Genomic DNA, 24,452 nt, shown 5'->3' with positions numbered 1-24,452 from the left:
ACGTGTTGGGCGGGGCGTGTGATGCGCCCCGTTACCGCTCAAGGTTCGATCGCGGCCAGCGCCTCGCGACACACCGCTTCGACGATACGCGCCCAGCGGCGTTGGCCGGCCTCGTCTGCGATCAGGTCCTGCCGGATCTCAAACTCGACATAGGGGCGGGCGGGATAGGCGTGGCGCGGGATCGTGTAGTCGATCAGGTCCATGCGATACGGTTCGTTGTCGCCGACGACCAGGTCGCCGCGCCCCTGCAACGCGGTCAGGACAGCCGTCGCAAACCGGGTGTCGCCGCCGTCGTACAGCACACCGACGTCCCAGGGCCGTGTGTGCCCCTGCATGACCGGGGTGAAGCTGTGCAGCGACACCAGAACGGTCCGCAGGCCGACCGCGTCGCGCGCGGCGAGCAGCTCGGCGATGGTGGCCTGATAGGGAGCGTGGATTTCGGCGATGCGCGCGGCGCGATCGTCAGGCGTCAGGCCGGCGTTTCCCGGAACGACCGTGCCGTCGCTGACCGGCGGCATGGCGTCGGCCGCCTCGATCGCGCGGTTGCAGTCGACGACCAGTCGTGAATAGGTCTGGCGTACGAACGGCGCGTCGAGCGCCCGGGCCAGCAGCGGCCCCAGCCCGCCGATGCCGATATCCCAGCCGATGTGCCGTGCGAGTTCGACCGGCGGCAGACCCAGCGCTTCCAGCTTGTGCGGCACAGCATTTCCGGCATGATCGCCCAGCAGCAGGAACGATGATGCGCCTGCCGGGTTGATGATTCGCACCGGTGATGGATCGGCGGCCTGAAGCAGCTTGTCGCCTGATACGCTACGCATTGAACCGGACGCGCGATGCCATCTTTGACCCTTTCCCATGTAACGACCTACACCTATCGGAACCCGGTCGCGTTTGGCGAGCACCGTATCATGGTGCGCCCGCGCGAGAGTTTCGACCAGCACGTCATGGACGCGACGTTGACGATCTCGCCAGAGCCGAGCGAGGTCCGCTGGCTGCAGGATGTGTTCGGCAATGCGGTCGCCATCGCCACGTTCACGAAACGCGCGAAGACGCTGGTGTTCGACAGCCGGATCCGCCTGCGGCACAGCCCGGCCGACCTCCAGCATGTCGATATCGAGGAATATGCCCGCTTCTATCCCTTCACCTATGCATCGGAGGAGATGCCGGACCTGCTGCGTTCGATCGAGCGGCAGCATCACGATCCGTTGCGGCAGATCGACGAATGGGCGCGGCGGTTCCTGAACCCGGCGGGGCCGACCGATACGCTGGCGATGTTGTCCGAGATGACCGCGACGATCCGGCGCGAGTTCACCTATGTCCCGCGTCCCGAAAAGGGCACGCAGACACCGATCGAGACGCTGACGCGGCGTAAAGGAACCTGCCGCGATTACGCGATGCTGATGATCGAGGCGGTGCGCGCGCTTGGGTTCGCGGCGCGGTTCGTGTCGGGCTATGTCTACAACCCGACCAAGCGCGACCTGCGGACCGGCGGCGGTAACACCCATGCCTGGGTTCGCGTGTACCTGCCCGGCTCTGGCTGGGTCGAGTTCGACCCGACCAACGGTATCGTCGGCAATCGCGGCCTGATCCGCGTCGCGATCGTCCGCGATATTTATCAGGCCGTGCCGATTTCCGGGACATGGGCCGGTTTTCCGGGCAGTTTCCTCGACATGACGGTCAGCGTCGATGCGACCGTCGATGACGACACGCCCGATATCGTCACGCCCGACACGACCTTAAGGAAGGCCAGTCCATGCTGATAAAAGCCGGTTATGACATTCGGTTCGAGACCGATGTGCCGACACCCATGCTGGCGATGCTCAGCGTGCATCCGTCGCGTAACAAGGACCTGCAGACGCCGCAGCGGATCGTCGGTTCGCCCGACGTGCCGATGTACGATTATCTGGACGCGTTCGGGAATATCTGCACGCGTGTCACGGTGCCTGCGGGCGGGCTGACCCTGTCGTGCGACTTCACCATCCATGACGACGGCCGGCCCGACCCGATCGACCGCGACGCCGTGCAGCACGCGGTCGAGGATCTGCCGGACGACATTCTTGTCTATCTGCTGGGCAGCCGATACTGCGAGACGGACCGGCTGTCGGAAACCGCCTGGGGCCTCTTCGGCAACGTACCCGCCGGGTGGGAGCGGGTGCAGGCGATCGTCCAGTTCACGCACGACCATGTCGAGTTCGGCTATCATCACGCCCGGTCGACCAAGACCGCGTGGGACGCGCATCAGGAGCGGCAGGGCGTGTGCCGCGACTTCGCACATCTGGCGATCACCTTGTGCCGGTGCATGAATATCCCGGCGCGCTATTGCACGGGCTATCTCGGCGATATCGGCATTCCGCCGGTCGATGCGCCGATGGATTTTTCCGCGTGGTTCGACGTGTATCTCGGCGGTCGCTGGCACACGTTCGACGCGCGCCACAATACGCCGCGGATCGGCCGGATCCTGATGGCGCGCGGTCGTGATGCCACCGACACCGCGCTGACCACGACCTTCGGTCCGGCCAGGCTCGTCGGGTTCGAGGTGCACACCGATGAGGTCGACGCGGTCGGATAGGGCGCGCCGCGCTTGTCGTCGCGATCGTGATACCATAGTCATGTCTGAGTATTGCCGTGTGGAGCGGCTCTTGCGGGGACAGACATGCGCGCGTTCATTCGACAGTCGGCGGCACTCGCGCTTGCCTTTTCAGGCGGCGCGGTGGTCGCCCAGACCATACCGACCGAGATCCCGCGTATCGTCACGAAGAACGGCCACCACGCACTGATGGTCGATGGCGCGCCGTTCCTGATGCTTGGCGCGCAGGTCAACAATTCCAGCAACTATCCGTCCGCGCTGCCCAAGGTCTGGCCGACGATCCGCGCCATGCACGCCAACACGGTCGAGGTGCCGATCGCCTGGGAGCAGATCGAGGCGAAGGAGGGGCAATTCGACTTCTCGTTCCTTGACCAGTTGATCGCCGAGGCGCGCACCAACAACGTCCGGCTGGTCATCCTGTGGTTCGCGACGTGGAAGAATACCTCGCCCAATTATGCGCCCGCCTGGGTCAAGCTGGACAATGCCCGTTTCCCGCGCATGACCAACGCCAAGGGCGAGACGCATTACGCGCTGTCGCCGCACAGCCGCGCCACGCTGGAGGCGGACAAGCGCGCGTTCGTCACGCTGATGACGCATATCAAGGCGGTCGATCCGCAGAACACGATCATCATGGTCCAGCCGGAGAACGAGCCTGGCACTTATGTCAGCGTGCGCGATTTTTCGCCGACCGCGCAGAAACTGTTCGATGGTCCGGTGCCGGCCGCGCTGCTGGCGAAGATGAAGAAAGCGCCCGGCAGCTGGAAACAGGTGTTCGGCGCGGATGCCGACGAATATTTCCATGCCTGGGCCGTGGCGTCGTATATTCAGGAGATCGCGGCGGCGGGCAAGGCGGTCAAGCCGCTGCCGATGTACGTCAATGCGTCGCTCGCGTCGGCCTTCGGGCGGCAACCGGCGGCGACCTATTCCAGCGGCGGGCCGATCCACCACGTCATCGACGTGTACAAGGCGGCGGCGCCCGCGCTCGATCTGCTGGCCCCTGATATCTATGCGCGCGATCATGCGGCGTATCTGGAATATCTGCGGTTGTACGGCCGGCCCGACAACCCGCTGCTGGTGCCGGAAACGGGCAATGCCGCCGAATTCGCGCGGTATTTCTATCCCGTCATCGGTATGGGCGGACTAGGCTTCGCGCCGTTCGGCATGGATGACACCGGCTATTCCAACTATCCGCTGGGCGCCAGGGTGCTCGACGCTGCGACGCTGGAACAGTTCGCGCGCACCTATCGCGTGTTCGAACCGATGATGCGCGAATGGGCCAGGGCGGGGTTCGCCGGCAAGACCTGGGGCGTGGCCGAACCGACCGACCCGAAGGCCAATCATACGCAGGTGATGAAACTGGGCAAATACACCGCCACCGCGACCTTCGGCCAGCATCAGTTCGGGACCGACAAGCCGACCGGCAACCCGCAGCCGACCGGTGGCCTCGCCATCGCCGAGCTGGGACCGGATGAATATCTGGTGGCCGGGTTCGACACGCGGGTCAGCTTCGGGCTGGCCGACGGCGCGCGCGGGCAGGCGATGCTCTACGACCGGGTCGAGGAGGGCCATTACGACAAGGGCCGCTGGGTGTTCGAACGGGTGCAGAATGGCGACCAGACCGATTACGGGCTGAACTTCACTGGCACGCCGCAAGTCCTGCGGGTGAAGCTCGCCACCTATCAGGGCAATGCGGTGATCCCGGTCGGCAACCCGAATTAGTCGAAACACGGCGTCATCCCGGAGCAAGTCCGGGATGACGATGGATCAGACCGGCCTGACCGGCCATGCGGCGGATCATCGCCGTAGCGGGCGCTGTTCGTCCAGCAGGTTGCGGATCGTGGTGGCGGCGACGCCGGCCTCGCCCATCGCGTGGCTGATCTGGTCTAGGCCCTTCACGACGTCGCCGGCGGCGAACAGGCCGGGGATGCTGGTGCGCTGGTGATCGTCAACCTCCAGACAGCCCTCGTCGGTGGCACGCGCGCCGGCGGCAACCGCCAGCCGGGACCGGATTCGCGAGCCGAGTGCGGGGTAGACGCTGTCGAACGCGAGCCGACCCGTGGCAGTGTCGAGCGCCAGCCGGTCGCCCTCGATCGCGAAGCCGCCGCAAGGGCCGTCGACATGGACGATGCCGGCGTCGTCCAGTTTTGCCCGACAGGATTCGTCCAGATCATGCGCACCGCCGGGCGATATCAGCGTTATGTCACGCGTGTAGCCGCGCAGGAACAACGCCTCGCGCATGCCGTGGTCGCTGGTGCCGATGACGCCGACCCGCTTGTCGGTCACCTCATAGCCGTCACAGATCGGGCAGTAGCGCAGCAGGCCGTGCCGCAACGCCGCGTCATGCACCGCATCGGGCATGTCCGGCCGGTGATTGACCACGCCGGTCGCCAGCAGGATGGTCCGCGCGCGGGCTATCCGATCGCCGATGCGGACCGCGAATCCGTCGTCCAGTCGTTCGATCGAATCGACGGTCGCCGCCTCGCGCACCGCGCCATAGGTTTCGGCCTGGCGCAGCATCCGGGCGAGCAGGTCGGGACCGGTGATGCCGTGCGGATAGCCGGCATGGTTGTGGGTGCGTGGGATCAGCGCCGCGCGGCTGTTGCCGGAATCGAACAGCCGGATCGCGAGGTGAAAGCGCGCGAGATAGATGGCGGCGGTGAGCCCGGCCGGGCCGCCGCCGATGATGATGCAGTCGTCGATCGCATTCATGCGCTTTTGCCTCTTGTCACCGCACGCACCGCGCGGGAATGGGCATCATGCCCTTTCACGCGCAGATCCTCACGCTTTATCCCGAAATGTTTCCAGGACCGCTTGGCCTGTCGCTGGCGGGGCGCGCACTGGCGGAAGGGACGTGGCGGTGTGACCCCGTCCAGATCCGTGATTTCGCCACCGACAAACATCGTTCGGTCGACGACACGCCGGCCGGGGGCGGGGCGGGCATGGTCCTGCGCTGCGACGTGCTGGCGGCGGCGGTGGACCATGCGCTGGCGGCGGCCCCCGACAGCCCGGTGCTGGCGATGACGCCCCGCGGGCGTCCGCTCAGCCAGGCCCGCGTGCGAACGCTGGCGGCGGGGCCGGGCGTGACCATCCTGTGCGGCCGGTTCGAGGGCTTCGACGAGCGGCTGTTCGAGGGGCGCGAGATCGAGGAGGTGGCGATCGGCGACTATGTCCTGTCGGGGGGCGAGATGGGCGCGCTGGTGCTGCTGGATGCTTGCATTCGGCTGCTGCCCGGCGTAATGGGCGCGGCTTCCAGCGGGGACGACGAGAGCTTCGAAAGCGGCCTTCTCGAATACCCGCAATACACCCGACCCAATGATTGGGAAGGGCGCATGATCCCGCAAGTGCTGCGATCGGGGGATCATGCGCGGATCGCGGCCTGGCGCAAGTCGATGGCATTGAGCGATACACGGCTAAGGCGGCCGGACCTTTGGGAGCGTCATGAGGACGCTCGGGTCGGGTCGCCCTCTGGCGCGCGGCGAACGAAGGACTGATGTCGATGAACCTGATCCAGACGCTCGAAGCCGAGCAGATTGCCAAGTTCCACGAGACCAAGACGATCCCGGAATTCCGCCCCGGAGACACGCTGAAGGTCGGCGTCCGCGTCGTCGAAGGCGAGCGTACCCGCGTCCAGAACTATGAGGGCGTGTGCATCGCGCGCTCGAACAAGGGCATGGGTTCGAGCTTCACCGTGCGCAAGATGAGCTTCGGTGAGGGTGTCGAGCGCGTGTTCCCGCTCTATTCGCCAAACATCGATTCGATCGTCGTCGTCCGCAAGGGCGCGGTGCGTCGTGCGAAGCTGTATTATCTGCGCGGTCGTACCGGCAAGTCGGCGCGTATCGCCGAGCGTCGCGACACGCGTCCGGCCAAGGGCACCGCTGCGGAGTAATCCGCGCGGGTCTTCCGGTCTGACGAAAAGGGCGTGGGTGACGATGGTCCCCGCGCCCTTTTTTCGTGCCTGCCGCAAAGGCTGGGTTCATCTGCGTTTCGGTAGGGACGCGGGATGCGTTTCCTGCACTCCATCGACCGCGACCGGGTCAAGGCCGGCGCGGCCGCGGTCCTCATCCAGGGGCTGCTGGTCTATGCGCTCGTGCAGGGCCTGGCGGTCGGCATGCCCGGCGCGGTCGAAGATGCGCTGAAGGTTTTCGCGGTCGCGCCCGAACCGCCCCCGCCACCCATCCCGAAGCCGATTCCACCCAAGGTCTACAGCAGCCGACCCGAGGGGGCCGCCGCGCCGCCCAATCTTCGATCCAAGGCAACCGAGGTGGTTGCACCGGTACCCATCATTGTCGTGCCCGTGCCGCCACCCTTGATCGTCGCGCCCGTCGCCGCGACGGGCAATCAGGCGTCATCCGGCGCATCCGATCGCGCCGGCCCCGGCACCGGGGCGGGCGGTGTCGGCAATGGGACGGGCAGCGGCGGTTCGGGCGACGGAGACGGGGCGGGTGACCTGATCCCGCCACGCTGGAAAAAGGGGCGGATCAAGGACTCCGACTTCCCAAAGGCCGCGGCGGCGGCCGGCTTCAGCGGGACGGTCGAAATCCGCTTCGCCATTGAGGTCGACGGTCGCCCCTCGCACTGCGTGATTACCAGTTCGAGCGGGAATGCCGAAGTCGACGAAACGACCTGCCGTCTGGTCGAGGAGCGTTTCGTCTACGAACCGGCGCGCGAGCCGAACGGGCGGCCCGTGCGTGTCTGGATGGTGCAGGCCAATGACTGGGTGAACGAATACACGGCGCAGGATCGCGACCGGCGCTGATCCCGGCTCACGGGCTGAATACCAGCACCAGGAAAACCGCGAACAGCGACAGATGGACCGCGCCCTCCAGCATGGTCGTGCGATTGCCCGAGAAAGTCAGCGCGTTCAGCACCAGGGTCATTGCCAGCAGGACCATGTTGGCGGCGGAAAGGCCCAGCACGACCGCCTGACCGGTCAGCAGGCCGATAAGCAGGACGGCGGGCACCGTCAGCCCAAGCGTTGACGTCGCCGCGCCGAGGCAGAGGTTGACCGCGCGGGTCAGCTCGTTGGCCGCCACCGCGCGCAGGGCCGAAATCCCCTCCGGCGTGAAGACGATCATTGCGATGATGATGCCGCTGAGCGCGATCGGTGCGCCGGTCGCCTCGATCCCCGCATCCAGCAGCGTCGCGAGGCTTTTCGACAGGATGACGATCGGCAGGATGTTGGCGAGCAGCAGGACGACGTGCCGCCACAATGGCGTACTATCATCGTCGGCATGTGGCATCGGCGTGCCGGGGGGCGTGGCGGACGACGACGCCTCCGGTGCCTGCTCCGCCCCTGTGCCGACGGGCTGGAAGAAGGCGCGGTGCCGCCCGGTCTGCAACCACAGGAAGATGCCGTACAGCGCGATCGTCAGCGCCGAGAACAGCGCCGACTGAACGGTCGACAAGGTGCCGGTCGATGACGAGGTGGTGAAGTTGGGCAGGACGAGGGCGATGACTGCCAGGGGGATCGTCACCGCCAGGTACGAACTGGCACCCTGAAGATTGAAGCTCTGCTGGTGATGGCGCAGCCCACCGACCAGCAGCCCGAGGCCGACGACGCCGTTCAGCACGATCATCAGCACGGCGAACATGGTATCGCGGCCCAGCGTGGGAACGTCCTTGGCCCCGAGCATCACGGCCGAAATCAGGGCCACTTCGATGATGACGATCGACAGCGTCAGGATCAGCGTTCCGAACGGCTCGCCCAGCCTTTCGGCGATCTCCTCGGCCTCGTGCACCACCCCGAACGCGGCCCAGAAGATGATGCCGAGCAGCCAGAGGAACAGCAGGCCGGCAACCACCCCCGACAGGGCGTCAGGGACGATGGCGGGGCCGAACGTGACGGCGGCGACGGTGGCCCAGGCGGCCGGCAGACGAAGCATGGCAAGTTTCATATTGCATCCGTAACGCTTCGCGTGAGTGGTCCGATCCGGGATGGATTGGCCTTGTCGCGGCTTTTTCGGTGGCGGCCGGTGGCGATTACCATGACGCAATGTCCTTTACCCCGCGCGCGACCGCCGCGATAACACGGCAACGCCGACACAGGTCGGATCTTCAGGTTAAGCGGAGTATGGGATGCGTTCATGGTTGATCGGACTTGCGTTGGCCTCGGTCGGGGTTGCCGCCATGGCGGGTAGTGCCGCGCAGGCGCAGGCGCAGGCGGCCGTTGATGCGACGCCCGCCGGCGACCTGTCGCTGAAGCGTGTCTTTGCCAGCCCCGATCTGTCGGGATCGCAGCCGCGCAGCGTGCGCCTGTCGCCCGACGGCACGTTGCTGACGTTGCTGCGGCCGCGCGCCGACGAGAAGGAGCGATTCGACCTGTGGGCGCGCGACACGCGCACCGGCGAGGAGCGGATGCTGGTCGATTCGCGCAAGGTCGGCAGCGGGGCCGAACTGAGCGAGGCGGAAAAGATGCAGCGCGAGCGGGCGCGCATCGCCGGGTCCAAGGGCATCGTCGCCTATGACTGGGCACCTGATGGCAAGTCGATCCTCGTGCCGCTCGACGGTGACCTCTATGTCGCGACGCTGGATGGGCAGGCGCGTCGGCTGACCGATACGCCGGGCGGGCAGCTGAACCCGGCGATCAGCCCCAGGGGCGGGTTCGTCAGCTTCGTGCGCAACCAGAATCTGTTCGTCCAGCCCCTGTCCCAAGCAGGGTCCGGGGGAGCCGCCCGCGCGCTGACGACCGAAGGTGCGGGCACCGTGCATTTCGGCGAGGCGGAGTTCGTCGCGCAGGAGGAAATGGACCGCCGCACCGGCTATTGGTGGTCGCCGACAGAGCAGTATATCGCGGTCGAGCGGTTCGACGAGGCCAGGGTGCCGGTGTTCAGCCGTGCGGCGATCGGCGCGACCGGTACCAAGGTGTACGACCAGCGGTATCCGGCGGCGGGCACGCCCAACGTCACGGTCGACCTGTTCGTGATGAAGGCGGACGGATCGGGCCGGGTAAAGGTCGACCTGGGCAGCGATCCCGATATCTATCTGGCGCGCGTCGACTGGCTGCCCGACGGCTCGGCCTTGCTGGTCCAGCGCCAGAGCCGCGACCAGAAGACGCTCGACATGCTACGCGTCGATCCGACGACCGGCAAGTCGACCGTGCTGTTCACCGAGAGGTCGGGGGAGCGCAGCTGGATCAACCTGTCCGATTCCTATCACATGATGAAGGACGGCAGCCTGATCTGGCGGTCGGAGCGCGATGGCTATGGCCACCTGTATCGCTTCGCATCGGGCAAGTGGACGCAGCTGACCAAGGGACCGTGGGTCGTCACCGGGCTGGTCGGCGTCGATGAGGCGAAGGGCCGGCTGTACCTGACCGGCAACAAGGACGACGTGCTGGAGCAGCATCTCTATGCGCTCGACCTGAAAAATCCGACCGGGCTGACCCGCCTGACCGAGCGCGGCTGGTGGAACGGCGCGACGATGGACGGCGCGGCGAGCCGGCTGATCGTGTCGCGGTCGAACCCGTCGCAGCCGACCCAGGTCTATCTGGCCGACGCGACCGGCAAGCGGCTGTCGTGGATCAACGAGAATGCGGTGGTCGCGGGGCATCCTTACGCGCCCTATCTGGCCAGCCATCAGCCGACGAAGTTCGGCACGATCAAGGCCGAGGACGGCACCACCCTGTACTGGGAAATGATTACGCCGAAGATGGAGGCGGGCAAGACCTACCCGGTATTCTTCGAACATTATGGCGGTCCGGGCACCGGCCAGCAGGTCACGCGCGGCTGGCAGGGCGCGTTGCCGCAGTTCCTGGTCGACCAGGGCTGGATCTATTTCAAGATCGACAATCGCGGCTCGTACAACCGCGGCAAGGCGTTCGAGGACCAGATTTACCGCGCGATGGGCACGGTCGAGGTCGCCGACCAGCTGGCGGGCGCGAACTATCTGAAGACGCTGCCGTTCGTGGACCCTGCCAAGATCGCAACCTATGGCTGGTCCTATGGCGGCTACATGTCGCTGAAGATGCTGGAGAAGACGCCGGGGGTCTATGCCGCCGCCGTGTCCGGCGCGCCGGTGACGCTGTGGCAACTGTACGACACGCACTACACCGAACGCTATATGGGCAACCCGAAGACCGATGCCGCCGCCTATGACGCGTCGGGCGTGGTCGAGGATGCCGGCACGATTCGCGATCCGCTGCTGCTGATCCACGGCATGGCCGACGACAACGTCTTCCTCGACAATTCGACGTCGGTGGCGGCGAAGCTGCAGGCGACCGCGACGCCGTTCGAGATGATGTTCTACCCCGGCTACACCCACCGCGTCGGTGGACCGGGCGTCGGCGAGCATCTGTGGAAGACGATCCTCAACTTCCTCGACCGTGAGGTGAAGAACAAGCCGGCGAAATAAAAGTACGCGCGAGCCAAGGTAGAATTGGGTTTCATGTCGGGGAGGGCTGCGCTACGGCGCACCCTCTTCACGGAGAATGAACATGGGTTATCGGATCGTGGTCGCGGGCGCGACCGGCAATGTCGGCCGCGAGATGCTGAACATCCTGGCCGAGCGCGAGTTTCCGGCGGATGAGATCGCCTGTGTCGCGTCGTCGCGCAGCCAGGGGTTGACCGTCGATTACGGCGACACCGGAAAAACGATCAAGGTCCAGAACATCGAGCATTTCGACTGGAACGGCTGGGACATGGCGCTGTTCGCGATCGGGTCCGAGGCGACCGCGCATTATGCGCCGATCGCCGCCGCCTCGGGATGCACCGTCATCGACAATTCGTCGCTGTACCGGATGGACCCCGACGTGCCGCTGATCGTGCCGGAGGTGAACCCGGAGGCGATCGACGGGTACAAGGCGCGCAACATCATCGCCAACCCGAACTGCTCGACCGCGCAGATGGTCGTCGCGCTGAAGCCGCTGCACGACTTCGCCACGATCAAGCGCGTCGTCGTCGCGACCTACCAGTCGGTATCGGGCGCGGGCAAGCAGGGCATGGACGAGTTGTTCGAGCAGTCGCGCAACATCTTCGTCGGCGATCCGGCGGAGGCCAAGAAGTTCACCAAGCAGATCGCGTTCAACGTGATCCCGCACATCGACAGCTTCCTTGACGACGGATCGACCAAGGAAGAATGGAAGATGGTGGTCGAAACCAAGAAGATCCTCGACCGCAAGATCAAGGTCACCGCGACCTGCGTCCGCGTGCCGGTGTTCGTCGGCCATTCCGAAGCGATCAATATCGAGTTCGAGAACGAAATCTCGGCCAAGGAAGCCAAGGAAATCCTGCGCGAGGCCCCCGGGATCATGCTGGTCGACAAGCATGAGGACGGCGGATACGTGACGCCGATCGAATGCGTCGGCGACTATGCGACCTTCATCAGCCGGGTGCGCGAGGATTCGACCGTCGAGAACGGCCTGGCATTGTGGTGCGTGGCGGACAACCTGCGCAAGGGCGCGGCGCTGAACGCGGTGCAGATCGCCGAACTGCTTGGCCGGCGGCATCTGCAGAAGGGATGATGGCCTTATGTTCCCCGGCGAAGGCCGGGGTCCAGTTGGGAAGGCAGCTTAAAGCTTTAGGTTGAAAGAGGTCACGCCAGTTTGCCCGTCCGGGTCCCGGCCTCCGCCGGGGAACCATGAGCAGTAACGGTATGGGTGGGGCTCGTCCCCTCAATGTCCGATATATCGCCCCGGCCGGTGCCAGGTCATCAGCATCAGGCTGATCGCGCCGGCGCTGAGCACCGACCAGCCCAGCTGTGACGGGCTGACGACGGGAATTGCCGCCGCCAGAATGACGATATCAAGCACCATCTGCGTGCGACCCGCATTCCATCCGCGCGTGCGTTGCAGCCACAGGGTGATGACGCCGGTGCCGCCGACGCCCGCCTGATGCCGGGCCAGCGACAGGATGCCGAAGCCGATGACGGTGCCGCCGACGATCGCGGCGAAGGCGGGGTGGACATCGACCACGCGCACCGACGCCTTCGCCAGCACCGAAAAGCTGAAGATGCCGACGTTGACCAGTACCGTCTTCACCGCGAACCGCGCCCCCATCATCTTGTGCGCGAACAGGAAGAAGGGGATGTTGATGATCGTGAACAGCACGCCGGCGGGCAGCGGAATGATATAGGACAGCAGCAACGCGATCCCCGCGACGCCGCCCGTGACCAGCCCCGCCTGTTTCAGCAGCACCAGCCCCAGCACCAGCAGGATGCAGCCGATGACCAGCGCATAGGCATCCTCCCACAGGCTGTGCGGACGCGGCGTGGTGACCGGCACGGCGGGCGCGGTCGGCCCAATGTTGGGCTGGGTCTGGGTTCGGTATTGCATCGGCGCTCCGGACGGGGTCTTGCCCGGCATCCTCTGCCCGTGCCGGCATCGCTGTCGGATGCCTTGTCACAGGCTGTGTAACCGATCCGCCGCCTCCGCGCCACGTCCGGATGGCGGCTGCGGGGTCGACGGAGCGTGCAGCACGGGTATAGCAGTCGCGACAAGAGCCCAACAGGAGCAGCCTTATGGCGATCACGCCCCCAGACCCGCAATATTTCGACAGCTTCGACGGCACGCGGCTTGCGTGGCGCGAGATTGGCGAGGGGCGGCCGGCCGTGCTGATCCATGGCTATTTCTCCGACGCGGTCACCAACTGGATCCGCTACGGCCATGCGGACGCGATCGCCGCGAAGGGTTTTCGCGTCATCATGCCCGACCTGCGCGCGCATGGCAGCAGCGACCGGCCGCACGACCCGGCCGCCTATCCGAAGGACGCGCTGACCCGCGACGGTCACGCGCTGATCGCGCATCTGGGGCTGACCGACTATGATCTGGGCGGCTATTCGCTGGGCGCGCGGACGACGGCGCGGATGCTGGTGACGGGCGCGACGCCGGGGCGGATCATCTTTGCCGGCATGGGGCTGGAGGGGCTGACCGCGACCGACCGCCGGGTCGGGCATTTCCGCAACATCCTGACCAATCTGGGGTCGCACGCACGCGGCACGCCCGAATGGCTGGCGGAGGCGTTCCTGAAGACGACGGGTGGTGATCCGGTCGCGCTGCTCGGCATCCTCGAAACCTTTGCCGATACGCCGGCGGATGCACTGGCGGGCTTTACCCAGCCGGCACTGGTGGTCGCGGGCGTCGAGGATTTCGACAATGGCTCCGCGCCCGATCTGGCTGATGCGCTGCCCAGCGCGCGCTATGTCGAGGTGCCGGGCGGGCATATGAGTTCGGTGGTGAAGGTCGAGCTGGGGCAGGCGATCGCGGATTTTCTCGGCGGTTGACGGGGGTGTGCGGGCGACGCACTCTCAGGCCCATACCCGCCCCTCGTCATCCCGGCGCATGCCGGGATGACGAGGGGCGGGTATGGTCAACACAGGGGTTTGCATGATCCGTACCGCCATTTCGGCTTTCGCACTTATCGCAGCCGCATCCTCCACCGCCCAAGTCCCGGCGCAGACCGCGACGCCCGCGCAGGCCGACGCGTTCGTCCGCGACGCGGAGGCACAGCTCGCCGCGCTGTCGCTCGACGTGAACCGGATCGGTTGGGTCAATGCGACCTACATCACCGACGATACCGATGCGCTGGCGGCGCAGGCCAACGCGAAATCGACCGAATTGTCGGTGAAGCTGGCGAGCGAGGCGGCGAAGTACGCCAGCCTGCCGGGCCTGTCGTTCGACACGAGGCGCAAGCTGGACCTGCTGCGCGGCACCATCACCCTGCCGGCCGCACCACGCCCCGGAGCCGCCGATCAACTCGCGACGCTGGTGACCGCCATGTCGTCGTCCTATGGCAAGGGCACCGGCCTGTCGGGCGGCAAGCCGATCAACGGGTCGGATATCGAAGCGGCGATGGGCGAAGAGCGCGATCCCGCCAGGCTGAAGGAAATGTGGGTCAGCTGGCATGACCGGGTCGGCGCACCGATGCGCGGCGACTATGCGAAGATGACCGCGCTGGCCAATGAAGGGTCGAAGGCGCTTGGCTATGCCGACACCGGCGCGATGTGGCGGTCGGGCTACGACATGACCCCGGAGGCGTTCGCCGCGCTGACCGACCGGATCTGGGGCGAGGTCGAGCCGCTGTACAAGGCGCTACACACCTATGTTCGCTGGAAACTGAACGAGAAATATGGCGACGCGGTGCAGGCGAAGACCGGCCCGATCCGCAGCGACCTTCTCGGCAATATGTGGGCGCAGGAATGGGGCAATATCTATGACCTCGTCGCGCCAAAGGGGGCGGGCGATCTTGGGTTCGACACCGGCGAATTGCTGAAGGCCAAGGGCTATGACCCGCTGAAGATGGTGAAGACGGGGGAGGGCTTCTATTCCTCGCTGGGGTTCGCAGCCCTGCCGGACACCTTCTATGCCCGGTCGCAAATCACCAAGCCGGCTGACCGCGACGTCATCTGCCATGCCTCGGCGTGGGACATCGACAATGCCGACGACATCCGCATCAAGATGTGTACCAAGGTCAATGGCGACGACTTCGTCACGATCCACCACGAGCTTGGCCACAATTACTATCAGCGCAGCTACAAGGCGCAGCCGTTCCTCTACAAGAACGGCGCGAACGACGGCTTCCACGAAGCGATCGGCGACACGATCGCGCTGTCGATCACGCCGGATTACCTGGTGAAGATCGGCCTGCTGGATGCCGCGCGGGTGCCGAGTGCGGACAAGGACATCGGCCTGCTGCTGCGTCAGGCGATGGACAAGGTTGCGTTCCTGCCGTTCGGGCTGCTGATCGACAAATGGCGCTGGGGCGTGTTTGCAGGAGCGATCCCGACTGACGGCTATCAGGCCGGCTGGGACAAGTTGCGCCTGCAATATCAGGGGGTCGCGCCGCCGGTCGCGCGCGACGAGACCAGGTTCGATCCGGGTGCCAAATATCACATCCCGGCGGGCGTGCCCTATACCCGCTATTTCCTGGCGCGGGTGCTGCAGTTCCAGTTCTACAAGGCGGCGTGCGCGCAGGCCGGGTGGAAGGGGCCGTTGCACCGGTGCAGCTTCTATGGCGACAAGCGGGTCGGCGCAAAGCTCGACGCGATGCTGGCGATGGGCCAGTCGAAGCCGTGGCCCGACGCATTGCAGGCGTTCACCGGCAGCCGCGACATGTCGGGCGCGGCGCTGGTCGAATATTTCGCGCCGCTGAAGACCTGGCTCGACGCACAGAACAAGGGGAAACCAAGCGGATGGTAAGGATGTTCATCGCGGGCGCCCTGCTGGCGCTGCTCCTGAGTTCGCCCGTTGGCGCACAGGAAGCGCGGCTGATGCCGAATGAAACCCTGCTGGAAGTCGAGGCGTATGGGCAGGTGAAGGCGGTGCCGGATCAGGCCGAATTCTCCACCGGCGTGACAACGGACGGTCGCACGGCGCGCGCGGCGATGGAAACCAATGCCGTGGCGGCGCACCGTCTGATCGAAGCCGTGACCAGCGCCGGGCTACCTCCAATCGACCAGCGGACAAGCAATCTTTCCGTTCGCGCGCAATATCGCAAGGACGCGGATGGAGACGATACCAGCGAGATCATAGGATACCGCGCGACCAACCGTTTGACGCTTACGATCAGGAATATCCAAAAGGCTACGTCCATTCTCGATGCGCTTGCCAAGGCTAGCGCGACCGAGGTCGATGGTCCCAATTTTTCGTTCCGCGACGACGAGCCATTGAAAACGCGTGCGCGACAGAATGCGATTGCGGCGGCCTCCCGCGAGGCGGACGACTACGCCGGGGCACTTGGCCTGCGTCGATCACGCGTGATCCGCGTCAGCGAGCGGGCGGCTCGGTCAGTGGAAAGCAGCGATATTGTCGTGACTGGTTCTCGCGTTGCCGGCGCGCCAATATCGCCCGGCCAACAGGCGATTGGCGTGACGGTGTGGGTCGATTACACGTTGGTGCCCAAGGAATAGGGCTTCATTCCAGCCGTCATTGCGAGCGCCGCGAAGCAATCCAGCGTACCCCGTGACGCCCCGGATTGCTTCGCTTCGCTCGCAATGACGGGATGAGATGGACGACTACCGCAATCGCTCGATCGCCTGCGCCAGCGCGACGTAGAGTTTGCCCATGTCGGACGAGAGCAACGTGACGCCAAGCGGTGATCCATCACGCTGCGCCAGGATCGCGCGCAGCATCGATTCGAAGTCGTGGATGTAGCGGTTGACGCTTTCCCGGAACGCCGCGTCGTCGTCATACAGTCCAGCGATATCGCGCGCGTCGCCGGTGTCGAGCAGGCGGACGGCGCGGCGGGTGAAGACACCACGATCGCCCTTCAAATACGCCGCCCACGCGCTGTCCGACACGTCGGGCGCGAATACCTTGGCAATGTCGATCGACGCGGAATTGAGGGATTCGATCAGCAACGACACACGCCGCGCCAGGCTGTCGCGGTCGGCATCGTCGCGGTCGCGGCGCGCCTCCTCGATCCGGGTTTCGACAACCTTGGTCTGTTCGGCGATGACCTGCACCTGTTTCGCCAGCCGTTCGGTCGCGCGGGCGGTGGCGTCGACCGCCGCGTCGGCGGCGTCGGTGATCGCGCTGACCTGACGATCGACGCTGTTGGCGGTGGCCCGGCGCATCGCGTCGCCGCTCGCCGCCTCCAGCGCCTGCGCGGCCTCGGGGATCACACTGGCCAGCGTTTCGCGCGCGCGGTCGGCGGCGGCGGAGGCGGTGTCACGGACGCGCATCAGCGCCTCGATCAGCTGGGGGGCGGCCTGTTCGGCAAACCGGCTGGTCTTGTCGATCGTCTCGTCGACCATCATGCCCAGCGCGTCGGCCTTGGCCCGGCCGGTCGACAGGGTGTCCAGCAGCGTGTTCGACAACTGGTCGAGCACCCGGCGCTGTTCGCCGATGACGCCGGCAATCGCCTCGATCGCGTCGTGCGTGCTTTCGGCGGCAGTGACCAGCGCGAGCAGTTCGGGCTTGGCGGCCCCCACGACCCGCTGGCTGGAGGCGACGCGGTCGTCGAGCCGGTTCAGCGCGTCGGGCAATGTTTCGTCGATCTCGCGCGCGGCGGCGTCCAGCGCGATCAGCAGCGATTCGGTGGTGCCGATCGTCCGCGTCGCCATCGTGTCGCCGGCCTTCAGCGCCTCGGTCATCGCATCGGCCGATCCACCGAGCGCGCTGATCGACGCGGCCAGCACCTGCGTGCGTTCGGTGCCGGCGTGGTGCAGCGCGGACAGGCGGGTTTCCACCGCACCGATGCCGGCGGACAGGTCGTCGACCATCGCGTCGCCGAACACGCGCTGCGTTTCCAGCTGACCCGCCAGACGGTCGATCGCCTGTTCGACCGAGGCGATCCGTGTCGCCAGCGCCTCGGCACTGTCGCGCGCCGCGCTGTCGAGTGCCGCCTGATTGGCGCGGACCATCGCCAGCATCGCGTCGCCCTGTGCGGCGATGCCTTTCCGCGCCTCGTCGACCGCCTCGGCGGTGCGATCGAGCAGGGTGTCGACGGAGTCGGACATGCTGGCGGTCACCGCCTCCAGCCGGGCACCGGCGGTTTCGCTGGTCGCCTCCATCCGGGTAATGTGCGCCGACAGTTTCTGTGCGGCCCCGCCGGCGACGATGTCCGCCTCGCGGCCACGATCGGCCAGCGCGACCAGTTGCGCGTCGAGGGCGGCGGCATGTTCGCTGGCCGACAGGCCGGTCGCGCGCAGCAGGTCGCCGACCGATTCGATCCCCGCCTGCGCGCGCGGCAGCGAGGCGAGCAGGACGCCAAGGCTCGACTGGGTATTGGCGGCGGTTTCGGACAGGATCCGGCCATGCGCGTCGGCGCGCGCGATTTCCTCGGTCATGCCGCGCCCGATGCTGGCGAGCCGTTCGTTGGCCCCGTCGCCCATCGTCATCAGCGTACCGACCTGATCGGCAAGGCGCGCGCGGTTGGCCTCGATCGCGCCGGCCAGCGTCGCGATGGTGCGTTCCAGACTGGCGGCCTCCGCGCGCATCGCCCGTGCGCTTGCCCCGAAACGCCGTGCTTCTGCCCGGCTGGTCCGCATCGCGAGCAACCAGACAAGACCGATCAGGACGGGGACGATGGCCAGGGCCGATACGAACTGGACGATGCCGGCCGCGTCCATCGACGCCAGCCCAGCGCGCGCCGCCCATGCCGCGCCACCGACCCAGAGCAGGGTGACGATGACCGCACCGGCAGCGGCGATCCGGCCCCGGCGCCGTTCCGGACCGGCATCCGGCGTTTCGTCGGGATGGATCGAGACGTCATCATAAAAGCCGTCGGCGTCGTCGGGCTGGCGGTGATCCACGATGGGGTCGTGCATCCGGCTGTTTTCACCAGTGGCGTCCATGGTCATGGCCCCCAGCCCAAGGGACATCGCCGGCGCACGGCCGCCGTCAGCCCAACTTCCCATCATTCGCCCCCCGGTCATCACGTCCGGGTTTATCAGGTTTGCGAGGGGTGCAAAGGGAATTGCGCGAACCTTGCCTTAAGGGTCTTTCGGTTAGGCCCGTTTTCATGACCTATGATCCCGGAGCAATCGACGCCGCCCTTGCCGCCGCGGTGGGTGACGAACCCGTGTTGATCGCCGAACTGCACGCGGCGTTCCGCGAAAGTGCGGTCCAGGCCCTGCAAGCGATGACGATGGCGGTCGATGCCGATGGCTGGCGCGATGCGGCGTGGCGGCTCAACGGACTGGCCGCCAGCTTCGGTGCCGCGGACCTGATGACCGCCGCGACCGAGGCGGCTCGCGGTGGCGTCAACGCGTCGATGCTCGCGCGTCTGCGCGGGCTGGTAGCGGTGTTGTGATCCGAAAGATCCGGGTGATTCGAAAGAGCCGGTGTGACAGGACGCACACGGGCTTTGCCTTGTCGGGCGGCACCGCCTAACAGCCAGGGGATGCTTGCCGGACTGCTCTTTGCCACCCACGACGCCGACGAACGCCCCGACCGGCTGGCCGCGACGTTGCCGTTCGGCGGCGTGACGCTGATCGAATATCAGGCGCGGCTGCTGATCGCGGCGGGCGTGTCGCAGATCGTGGTCGTCGTCGCGCGGCTGACGCCCGAATTGCTGGGCGCGATCAACCGGATCGGCCGGCGCGGCGTGACGGTCGACGCGGTGCGTACCGCCAACGAAGCGTCGGAAAAGTTTCACCCGCTGGCGCGCATCCTGATGCTGGCCGACGGCCTTATCACCACGCAGGCCGTCGTCCGGTTGCTGGCCGGCGAGGGGGAGGATGCGCTGCTGGTCGTCGAGGAATCCGAATCGGGACAGGATTACGAACGCGTCGGCGGACGGATGGCGTGGGCCGGCGTTGCGCGCATCGACCCGCGGCGGCTGGCCGAGGTCGCCGCCCTGCCGCGCGATTACGACATGCAGTCGGCATTGATCCGGCTGGCGGCGCAGGCCCATGCCGGCCACATGCTGCTGCCGCCGAGTGCGGTGCGTGACGGACACGGGATCGAACACCGGTCGCAGGCGCTGGCCGCGCGGGGGCGGGCGGTGCTCGCGTCGATCGTGTCGGACCGCGCCGGCTGGTTCGACCGGATGGTGCTGGCCCCCGTCGCCCGCCTGACCCTGCCCGGGCTGGTGGCCCGTCACGTCTCCGCCGGCCTTGTCGGCGCGATGAGTGCGGCGATCGGCGTCGTCGGACTGGCGGCGATCGGCTTTGGCTGGACGGGAAGCGGCATGATCGCGGCGTTTCTGGCAAGCATCGGCCTGTCGACCGGCGCGACGCTGGCCGCGCTGCGCGACGATGCGACGGTCGAGCGCGGCCTTGGGCTGGCGGTCGATATCCTGCCGGCGCTGGCGGTGCTGATGCTGGGCTACGGCGTCGGCGCAGTCACGGGGGACGGCACCGCGATGACCGCCGCCGTCGCCGCTGTGGCAATCGGTACGCTGGGCGAGCGGGCGGTCGTTGTCCGGCGGACCTGGTGGGGCCGTCCGCCTGCCTATCTGCTGGTCGCCACGGTCGCGACCGCGGTCGGCCTGCCGGTTATCGGCATAGCGCTGGCCGCCGCCTATGTCACCGCGACACTGGCCGCCGCAATCGACGATCTTCGCCGTCAGGCTTAGTGCGCTCTTAACGACACGCCTGATAGACGATGCCCGATGTCGGTTGATCCAGACTCCTGTGGCGGTGCCGATAACGGTGCCGGGCTGAACCGGCGCATGGCGATGGCCGATGCGCGGGATGGCGCGCGCGCGACGGCGGCGATCGACGATTTCTTTCGCGATCCCGTGGACCGGATCGACGACCGCACGCGACAGGCGCTCGATACGCTGTTCGCGGGCATCGTCCACGCGATCGAGGCGGACCTGCGCGACCGGGCCGGGCGGTCCGCGATCAGGCGCGGCGCGACCCGGTCCGTAGCCACGCTGGCCGGTGGAGACATGGTCGTCGCGCGGCTGCGCGCGACGCCAGCGGTCCGGCATGGCGCGGTCATGCGGATGCTGCTGGCGCGGGTCGAACTGGACGGTCTGGCCGCGCGGCTGGTGCCGGTCGCCACCACGCAGGACGGGGTCAGCCTGCTGGCGCGGCTGGTCGACTGTCCCGATGCGGCGATTGCGGCGGCGGCCGTCGACCTGTTCACGCACGAGGCCCGGCGGCGCGATGCCGAGGCAGGGCCGCGCAGCGACCTGCCGGCCGAACTCCATCACCGTCTGGTCTGGCAGGTTGCGGCGGCGGTGCGGGCGGTCAACGCGGTGTTGCCGGACCGGGATCGTGCACTGGCGGAGGCCGCATGGGGCTGCATCGCCGCGCATGACGAGGGCGACCGTGTGGAGGCGGCGGCGGTCCGGCTGGCGGCGGCGATCGACGCCCGGCCGGACGAATTGCCGGCGTTGATGCTGGAATCCCTGGGCGACCGGCGGCCCGCGCTGTTCGTGGCGGTACTGGCGCGGGCGGCTGGCATGGATTTCGATCAGGCGCGCGGTCTGGTGATCGACCCGGCGGGTGATCGCCTGCTGTGCGCGCTGCGGGCGATCGGCATCGACCGGCGGGCGATGGCCGGCATCGGGGTCGCCCTGGCGCAGGCGGACCCGCGCCGCGACGTGGATGCGCTGGCCGACCGGATCGACGCGATCATGGCGATGCCGGTGGCCGACTGTGCGCTGGCGTTGGCCCCGATGAGCCTCGACCGGGATTTTCGCGACGCGATCCGGGCGATCGGACTGGCGGCATGACCGGCGGCGAGGCGGTGATCGCGATCGCGATGGTCGATGCCGACGGGCGGTTGGTGTCGGCCGACCCGGCGATCCTGACGCTGAACGCGCGCGCCGGTGGCAAGATCGGGTCCGGGCTGGCGGTGCCGCAACTGGCGACGATCGCGCGGCTCGCCCGCCGGCTTGGCATCGTCATTTCGCGCAGCGTCCACGTCGCCGACGAGGATGCCGATATCGACCTGTGGGTGCGCGCCCAGCCCGAGGATGCGATGGTCCGTCTGGCGATCAGCGGCTGGCATGAGCGGCGGGCGTGGCAGCCGGTCGACCGCCGGCCGGCGGCCGAACTGGCGGTGATCGCCGCCGACAGCGACTGGCATTGGGAAAGCGATGCCGGGCTGACCTTCAGCCACCTGCCCGTGGCGGCGGGGGCGCGGTACGGGTTTGACGCGGCCCGGCTGCTTGGCCGCCCGCTCGACATGCTGTTCGGCGGGCCGGTGATCGGCGAACGGCTGACCGCGCGCCAATCCTTCGTCGGCGCCGAGGCGCGGTTGCTGCCCGGCGGACAGGATCTGGAAATATCGGCGGTCGCGCGGTTCGATGGACCCGGCCGCTTCGCCGGATACGCCGGCGGTGTGCGGATGACGTCGGCAAGCGTCGCCCCACCGGTCGAGGATGGCGTGCCAGCAACCTTCGCCCGGCGGCTGGAACGCGCCCTGCGTCTGCCGCTCGGGCGGATCATCGCCAATGCCGACAGCATCAGCGCGCAGACCGAGGGGCCGGTCGCGCCCGACTATGCCGCCTATGCCAGCGACATCGCCAGCGCGGGACGCCACCTGATGGCGCTGGTCGACGATCTGGCCGACCTGCAGGCGGTCGAGCGGCCCGATTTCGTGTTGCCGAACGAGGCGATCGACCTGGCCGATCTTGCGCGCCGCGCCGCCGGACTGCTGGGCGTGCGCGCGGATGCGGCCGGTGTCGTCGTGATGCGACCGCCGTTCGAGGCACGGATGCCGGCGCGGGGCGATTTCCGCCGGGTCTTGCAGATCCTGGTGAACGTCATCGGCAACGCGATCCGCTATGCGCCGCGCGGCTCGGCGATCCTGTTGTCGCTTGGCGAGGCGGATGGCATGGCGTCGGTCCGCGTCATCGACCGGGGCAAGGGGATTGCCGCGGCGGATCAGGTCCGCATCTTCGAAAAGTTCGAGCGCGTGGATTCGAGCGAGGTCGGCGGCAACGGCCTTGGCCTGTACATCGCCCGGCGACTGGCGCGGGCGATGGGCGGCGACCTGACCGTCGACAGCGTGGTGGGTGAGGGCGCGTGCTTTACGCTGACCCTACCGGCGGATACGGCGGCCCGCGAGAATCAGCGCTAGTCCACCGATCGCGAGGAACGCCCCGCGATCCGCCCATGGCCGCTGGTCGAGCATGAAGCTCGACTGCGGCCAATGGACGTATCCCAGCCCCTGACCGATCCACAACAGACCCATCAGCGTGCAGAGCACGCCGATGGACAGGATAACCGGACGGAGGCGTGCCATCTTAACGGGCGTCCAGCGCGACGTAATCACGCGTGGTCGGGCCGGTGTAGAGTTGGCGCGGGCGGCCGATCTTCTGGTCGGGATCGGTAATCATCTCGTTCCACTGCGCAACCCAGCCGACGGTGCGGGCGAGCGCGAACAGCGCGGTGAACATCGACGTCGGGAACCCGATCGCCGACAGGATGACACCCGAATAGAAGTCCACGTTCGGGAACAGCTTCTTTTCCACAAAATACGGATCGTTCAGCGCGATCTCTTCCAGCTTCAACGCGACGTCGAAGACGGGGTCGGACACGTTCAGCGATTCGAACACTTCGCGCACCGTCTTCTGCATCACGGTCGCGCGCGGATCGTAGTTCTTGTAGACGCGGTGACCAAAGCCCATCAGGCGGAACGGATCGTTCTTGTCCTTGGCGCGTGCGATGAATTCGGGGATGCGGTCGACGGTGCCGATCTCGCGCAGCATGTTGAGCGCGGCCTCGTTCGCGCCGCCATGCGCCGGACCCCAGAGGCAGGCGATGCCCGCCGCGATGCACGCGAACGGATTCGCACCCGACGAACCCGCCAGGCGGACGGTTGAGGTCGATGCGTTCTGCTCGTGGTCGGCGTGCAGGATGAAGATGCGGTCCATCGCCTTTTCGACGACCGGGTTCACCACATATGGCTCGGCCGGAACGCCGAAGGTCATTCGCAGGAAATTGCCGGTGTAGGACAGCGAGTTGTCCGGGTACACGAAGGGCTGGCCGACGCTGTACTTGTACGCCATCGCCGCGATCGTCGGCATCTTGGCGATCAGCCGGTGCGACGCGATCATCCGCTGGCGCGGATCGTGGATGTCGGTCGAATCGTGATAGAAGGCCGACAGCGCGCCGACGACGCCGCACATGATCGCCATCGGGTGGGCGTCGCGGCGGAACCCGCGGAAGAACGTCGCGAGCTGCTCGTGCAGCATCGTGTGGCGGGTGATGGTGCCGTTGAAGCTGTCCATCTCGTCCGACGACGGCAGTTCGCCGTTCAGCAGCAGATAGGCCACCTCCATGAAGCTCGACTTCTCGGCCAGGTCGCCGATCGTGTAGCCGCGGTGCAGCAGCACGCCCTCGTCACCGTCGATATAGGTCAGGTTCGACTGGCACGACGCCGTCGAGGTGAACCCGGGATCATAGGTGAACGCGCCGGTCTGCGCGTACATCTTGCGGATATCGACCACGTCCGGCCCGATCGTGCCGGTCATGACCGGATAATCGAAATCCTTGCCGCCGACGTTCAGCTTTGCAGTGTCGCTCATTC

General features: G+C 66.9%; 22 protein-coding genes. 15 read left to right on the top strand and 7 right to left on the bottom strand.

Annotated elements, in window-relative coordinates:
• Positions 1-38: 38 nt before the first annotated feature.
• The gene (locus ASE75_RS08955; RefSeq protein WP_055932068.1) at positions 39-818 is read right to left on the bottom strand and encodes an N-formylglutamate amidohydrolase; all 780 of its coding nucleotides are present in this window, start codon (positions 816-818) and stop codon (positions 39-41) included.
• Positions 819-833: 15 nt separating this feature from the next.
• Between ASE75_RS08955 and ASE75_RS08950 the strand changes: the two genes are divergently transcribed.
• The 3 genes from ASE75_RS08950 (at position 834) to ASE75_RS08940 (ending at position 4,306) form a co-directional block, all read left to right on the top strand.
• Positions 834-1,760, top strand: coding sequence for a transglutaminase family protein (locus ASE75_RS08950; protein WP_055932065.1), 927 nt, complete (start codon positions 834-836; stop codon positions 1,758-1,760).
• Positions 1,754-2,569, top strand: a complete 816-nt coding sequence (locus ASE75_RS08945) for a transglutaminase-like domain-containing protein (RefSeq protein WP_055932062.1) — start codon at positions 1,754-1,756, stop codon at positions 2,567-2,569. The genes ASE75_RS08950 and ASE75_RS08945 overlap by 7 nt, the downstream gene beginning before the upstream one ends.
• 84 nt (positions 2,570-2,653) lie before the next feature.
• Positions 2,654-4,306 (top strand): DUF5597 domain-containing protein, encoded by a 1,653-nt coding sequence (locus ASE75_RS08940; RefSeq protein ID WP_055932060.1) that lies wholly within the window; start codon positions 2,654-2,656, stop codon positions 4,304-4,306.
• A gap of 75 nt (positions 4,307-4,381) precedes the next feature.
• Here ASE75_RS08940 and ASE75_RS08935 read toward each other — a convergent pair whose 3' ends face one another.
• Entirely contained in the window at positions 4,382-5,287 is a 906-nt protein-coding gene (locus tag ASE75_RS08935; RefSeq protein ID WP_055932273.1) for an NAD(P)/FAD-dependent oxidoreductase, read from the bottom strand.
• A 56-nt stretch (positions 5,288-5,343) separates the two neighbouring features.
• On the opposite strand from ASE75_RS08935, the gene trmD reads away from it, so the two are divergent.
• The 3 genes from trmD to ASE75_RS16030 all read left to right on the top strand — a co-directional run bounded on the left by trmD (position 5,344) and on the right by ASE75_RS16030 (position 7,343).
• A complete protein-coding gene (gene trmD / locus ASE75_RS08930) occupies positions 5,344-6,078 on the top strand; it encodes a tRNA (guanosine(37)-N1)-methyltransferase TrmD (RefSeq protein ID WP_055932270.1) in 735 nt (244 codons plus the stop codon).
• 5 nt (positions 6,079-6,083) lie between these two features.
• The gene (gene rplS / locus ASE75_RS08925) at positions 6,084-6,473 is read left to right on the top strand and encodes a 50S ribosomal protein L19 (protein WP_055932267.1); all 390 of its coding nucleotides are present in this window, start codon (positions 6,084-6,086) and stop codon (positions 6,471-6,473) included.
• A 114-nt stretch (positions 6,474-6,587) separates the two neighbouring features.
• Entirely contained in the window at positions 6,588-7,343 is a 756-nt protein-coding gene (locus tag ASE75_RS16030; RefSeq protein WP_082463873.1) for an energy transducer TonB, read from the top strand.
• A gap of 7 nt (positions 7,344-7,350) precedes the next feature.
• On the opposite strand, the gene ASE75_RS08915 is transcribed toward ASE75_RS16030, so the two are convergent.
• Positions 7,351-8,481, bottom strand: a complete 1,131-nt coding sequence (locus ASE75_RS08915; RefSeq protein WP_055932057.1) for a calcium:proton antiporter — start codon at positions 8,479-8,481, stop codon at positions 7,351-7,353.
• Between the two features lie 181 nt (positions 8,482-8,662).
• Here ASE75_RS08915 and ASE75_RS08910 point away from each other — a divergent pair, with 181 nt between their 5' ends.
• Positions 8,663-10,936 (top strand): S9 family peptidase, encoded by a 2,274-nt coding sequence (locus ASE75_RS08910; protein ID WP_055932054.1) that lies wholly within the window; start codon positions 8,663-8,665, stop codon positions 10,934-10,936.
• Positions 10,937-11,018: 82 nt separating this feature from the next.
• Positions 11,019-12,044, top strand: coding sequence for an aspartate-semialdehyde dehydrogenase (locus ASE75_RS08905; protein ID WP_055932260.1), 1,026 nt, complete (start codon positions 11,019-11,021; stop codon positions 12,042-12,044).
• Between the two features lie 150 nt (positions 12,045-12,194).
• Here ASE75_RS08905 and ASE75_RS08900 read toward each other — a convergent pair whose 3' ends face one another.
• Positions 12,195-12,854, bottom strand: a complete 660-nt coding sequence (locus ASE75_RS08900; protein ID WP_082463872.1) for a YitT family protein — start codon at positions 12,852-12,854, stop codon at positions 12,195-12,197.
• 185 nt (positions 12,855-13,039) lie between these two features.
• Between ASE75_RS08900 and ASE75_RS08895 the strand changes: the two genes are divergently transcribed.
• The 3 genes from ASE75_RS08895 (at position 13,040) to ASE75_RS08885 (ending at position 16,426) form a co-directional block, all read left to right on the top strand.
• Positions 13,040-13,801: an alpha/beta fold hydrolase gene (locus ASE75_RS08895; protein WP_055932051.1), complete on the top strand. Its 762-nt coding sequence runs from the start codon at positions 13,040-13,042 to the stop codon at positions 13,799-13,801.
• A 103-nt stretch (positions 13,802-13,904) separates the two neighbouring features.
• Positions 13,905-15,716 (top strand): M2 family metallopeptidase, encoded by a 1,812-nt coding sequence (locus tag ASE75_RS08890; protein ID WP_055932048.1) that lies wholly within the window; start codon positions 13,905-13,907, stop codon positions 15,714-15,716.
• Between the two features lie 2 nt (positions 15,717-15,718).
• Positions 15,719-16,426, top strand: coding sequence for an SIMPL domain-containing protein (locus tag ASE75_RS08885; protein ID WP_055932045.1), 708 nt, complete (start codon positions 15,719-15,721; stop codon positions 16,424-16,426).
• Between the two features lie 105 nt (positions 16,427-16,531).
• Here the strand turns inward: ASE75_RS08885 and ASE75_RS08880 are convergent, their stop codons facing one another.
• Entirely contained in the window at positions 16,532-18,820 is a 2,289-nt protein-coding gene (locus ASE75_RS08880) for a hypothetical protein (RefSeq protein WP_200922332.1), read from the bottom strand.
• A gap of 161 nt (positions 18,821-18,981) precedes the next feature.
• Here ASE75_RS08880 and ASE75_RS08875 point away from each other — a divergent pair, with 161 nt between their 5' ends.
• The 4 genes from ASE75_RS08875 to ASE75_RS08860 all read left to right on the top strand — a co-directional run bounded on the left by ASE75_RS08875 (position 18,982) and on the right by ASE75_RS08860 (position 23,000).
• Positions 18,982-19,272 (top strand): hypothetical protein, encoded by a 291-nt coding sequence (locus ASE75_RS08875; protein WP_055932042.1) that lies wholly within the window; start codon positions 18,982-18,984, stop codon positions 19,270-19,272.
• A 90-nt stretch (positions 19,273-19,362) separates the two neighbouring features.
• Positions 19,363-20,538, top strand: a complete 1,176-nt coding sequence (locus tag ASE75_RS08870) for a hypothetical protein (RefSeq protein ID WP_055932039.1) — start codon at positions 19,363-19,365, stop codon at positions 20,536-20,538.
• Between the two features lie 36 nt (positions 20,539-20,574).
• Positions 20,575-21,648 carry a DUF2336 domain-containing protein gene (locus ASE75_RS08865; RefSeq protein WP_055932037.1) on the top strand — a complete coding sequence of 358 codons (1,074 nt, stop codon included), beginning with the start codon at positions 20,575-20,577 and terminating at the stop codon, positions 21,646-21,648.
• Positions 21,645-23,000, top strand: a complete 1,356-nt coding sequence (locus ASE75_RS08860) for a sensor histidine kinase (protein ID WP_055932035.1) — start codon at positions 21,645-21,647, stop codon at positions 22,998-23,000. Before ASE75_RS08865 ends, ASE75_RS08860 begins: the two co-directional genes overlap by 4 nt.
• Here the strand turns inward: ASE75_RS08860 and ASE75_RS08855 are convergent.
• Positions 22,962-23,165: a hypothetical protein gene (locus ASE75_RS08855; RefSeq protein ID WP_055932032.1), complete on the bottom strand. Its 204-nt coding sequence runs from the start codon at positions 23,163-23,165 to the stop codon at positions 22,962-22,964. The genes ASE75_RS08860 and ASE75_RS08855 overlap by 39 nt on opposite strands.
• 1 nt (position 23,166) lies before the next feature.
• Positions 23,167-24,450, bottom strand: coding sequence for a citrate synthase (locus ASE75_RS08850; RefSeq protein ID WP_055932028.1), 1,284 nt, complete (start codon positions 24,448-24,450; stop codon positions 23,167-23,169).
• Between the last annotated feature and the right edge of the window lie 2 nt (positions 24,451-24,452).

Origin of the sequence: Sphingomonas sp. Leaf17 (assembly GCF_001421505.1) — a bacterium.
Classification (GTDB): domain Bacteria; phylum Pseudomonadota; class Alphaproteobacteria; order Sphingomonadales; family Sphingomonadaceae; genus Sphingomonas.
Note: the sequence above shows the minus strand (reverse complement) of the source record. Positions and strands in the feature narration are given on the sequence as shown.

Coding starts and splice junctions, on each gene's coding strand:
- ASE75_RS08895 (WP_055932051.1), top strand. CDS start 13,040: ATGGCGATCACGCCCCCAGACCCGCAATATTTCGACAGCTTCGACGGC.
- trmD (WP_055932270.1), top strand. CDS start 5,344: ATGCCCTTTCACGCGCAGATCCTCACGCTTTATCCCGAAATGTTTCCA.
- ASE75_RS08900 (WP_082463872.1), bottom strand. CDS start 12,854: ATGCAATACCGAACCCAGACCCAGCCCAACATTGGGCCGACCGCGCCC.
- ASE75_RS08915 (WP_055932057.1), bottom strand. CDS start 8,481: ATGAAACTTGCCATGCTTCGTCTGCCGGCCGCCTGGGCCACCGTCGCC.
- rplS (WP_055932267.1), top strand. CDS start 6,084: ATGAACCTGATCCAGACGCTCGAAGCCGAGCAGATTGCCAAGTTCCAC.
- ASE75_RS08855 (WP_055932032.1), bottom strand. CDS start 23,165: ATGGCACGCCTCCGTCCGGTTATCCTGTCCATCGGCGTGCTCTGCACG.
- ASE75_RS08885 (WP_055932045.1), top strand. CDS start 15,719: ATGTTCATCGCGGGCGCCCTGCTGGCGCTGCTCCTGAGTTCGCCCGTT.
- ASE75_RS08875 (WP_055932042.1), top strand. CDS start 18,982: ATGACCTATGATCCCGGAGCAATCGACGCCGCCCTTGCCGCCGCGGTG.
- ASE75_RS08880 (WP_200922332.1), bottom strand. CDS start 18,820: ATGACCATGGACGCCACTGGTGAAAACAGCCGGATGCACGACCCCATC.
- ASE75_RS08865 (WP_055932037.1), top strand. CDS start 20,575: ATGTCGGTTGATCCAGACTCCTGTGGCGGTGCCGATAACGGTGCCGGG.
- ASE75_RS08870 (WP_055932039.1), top strand. CDS start 19,363: ATGCTTGCCGGACTGCTCTTTGCCACCCACGACGCCGACGAACGCCCC.
- ASE75_RS08950 (WP_055932065.1), top strand. CDS start 834: ATGCCATCTTTGACCCTTTCCCATGTAACGACCTACACCTATCGGAAC.
- ASE75_RS16030 (WP_082463873.1), top strand. CDS start 6,588: ATGCGTTTCCTGCACTCCATCGACCGCGACCGGGTCAAGGCCGGCGCG.
- ASE75_RS08860 (WP_055932035.1), top strand. CDS start 21,645: ATGACCGGCGGCGAGGCGGTGATCGCGATCGCGATGGTCGATGCCGAC.
- ASE75_RS08905 (WP_055932260.1), top strand. CDS start 11,019: ATGGGTTATCGGATCGTGGTCGCGGGCGCGACCGGCAATGTCGGCCGC.
- ASE75_RS08955 (WP_055932068.1), bottom strand. CDS start 818: ATGCGTAGCGTATCAGGCGACAAGCTGCTTCAGGCCGCCGATCCATCA.
- ASE75_RS08890 (WP_055932048.1), top strand. CDS start 13,905: ATGATCCGTACCGCCATTTCGGCTTTCGCACTTATCGCAGCCGCATCC.
- ASE75_RS08945 (WP_055932062.1), top strand. CDS start 1,754: ATGCTGATAAAAGCCGGTTATGACATTCGGTTCGAGACCGATGTGCCG.
- ASE75_RS08850 (WP_055932028.1), bottom strand. CDS start 24,450: ATGAGCGACACTGCAAAGCTGAACGTCGGCGGCAAGGATTTCGATTAT.
- ASE75_RS08940 (WP_055932060.1), top strand. CDS start 2,654: ATGCGCGCGTTCATTCGACAGTCGGCGGCACTCGCGCTTGCCTTTTCA.
- ASE75_RS08910 (WP_055932054.1), top strand. CDS start 8,663: ATGCGTTCATGGTTGATCGGACTTGCGTTGGCCTCGGTCGGGGTTGCC.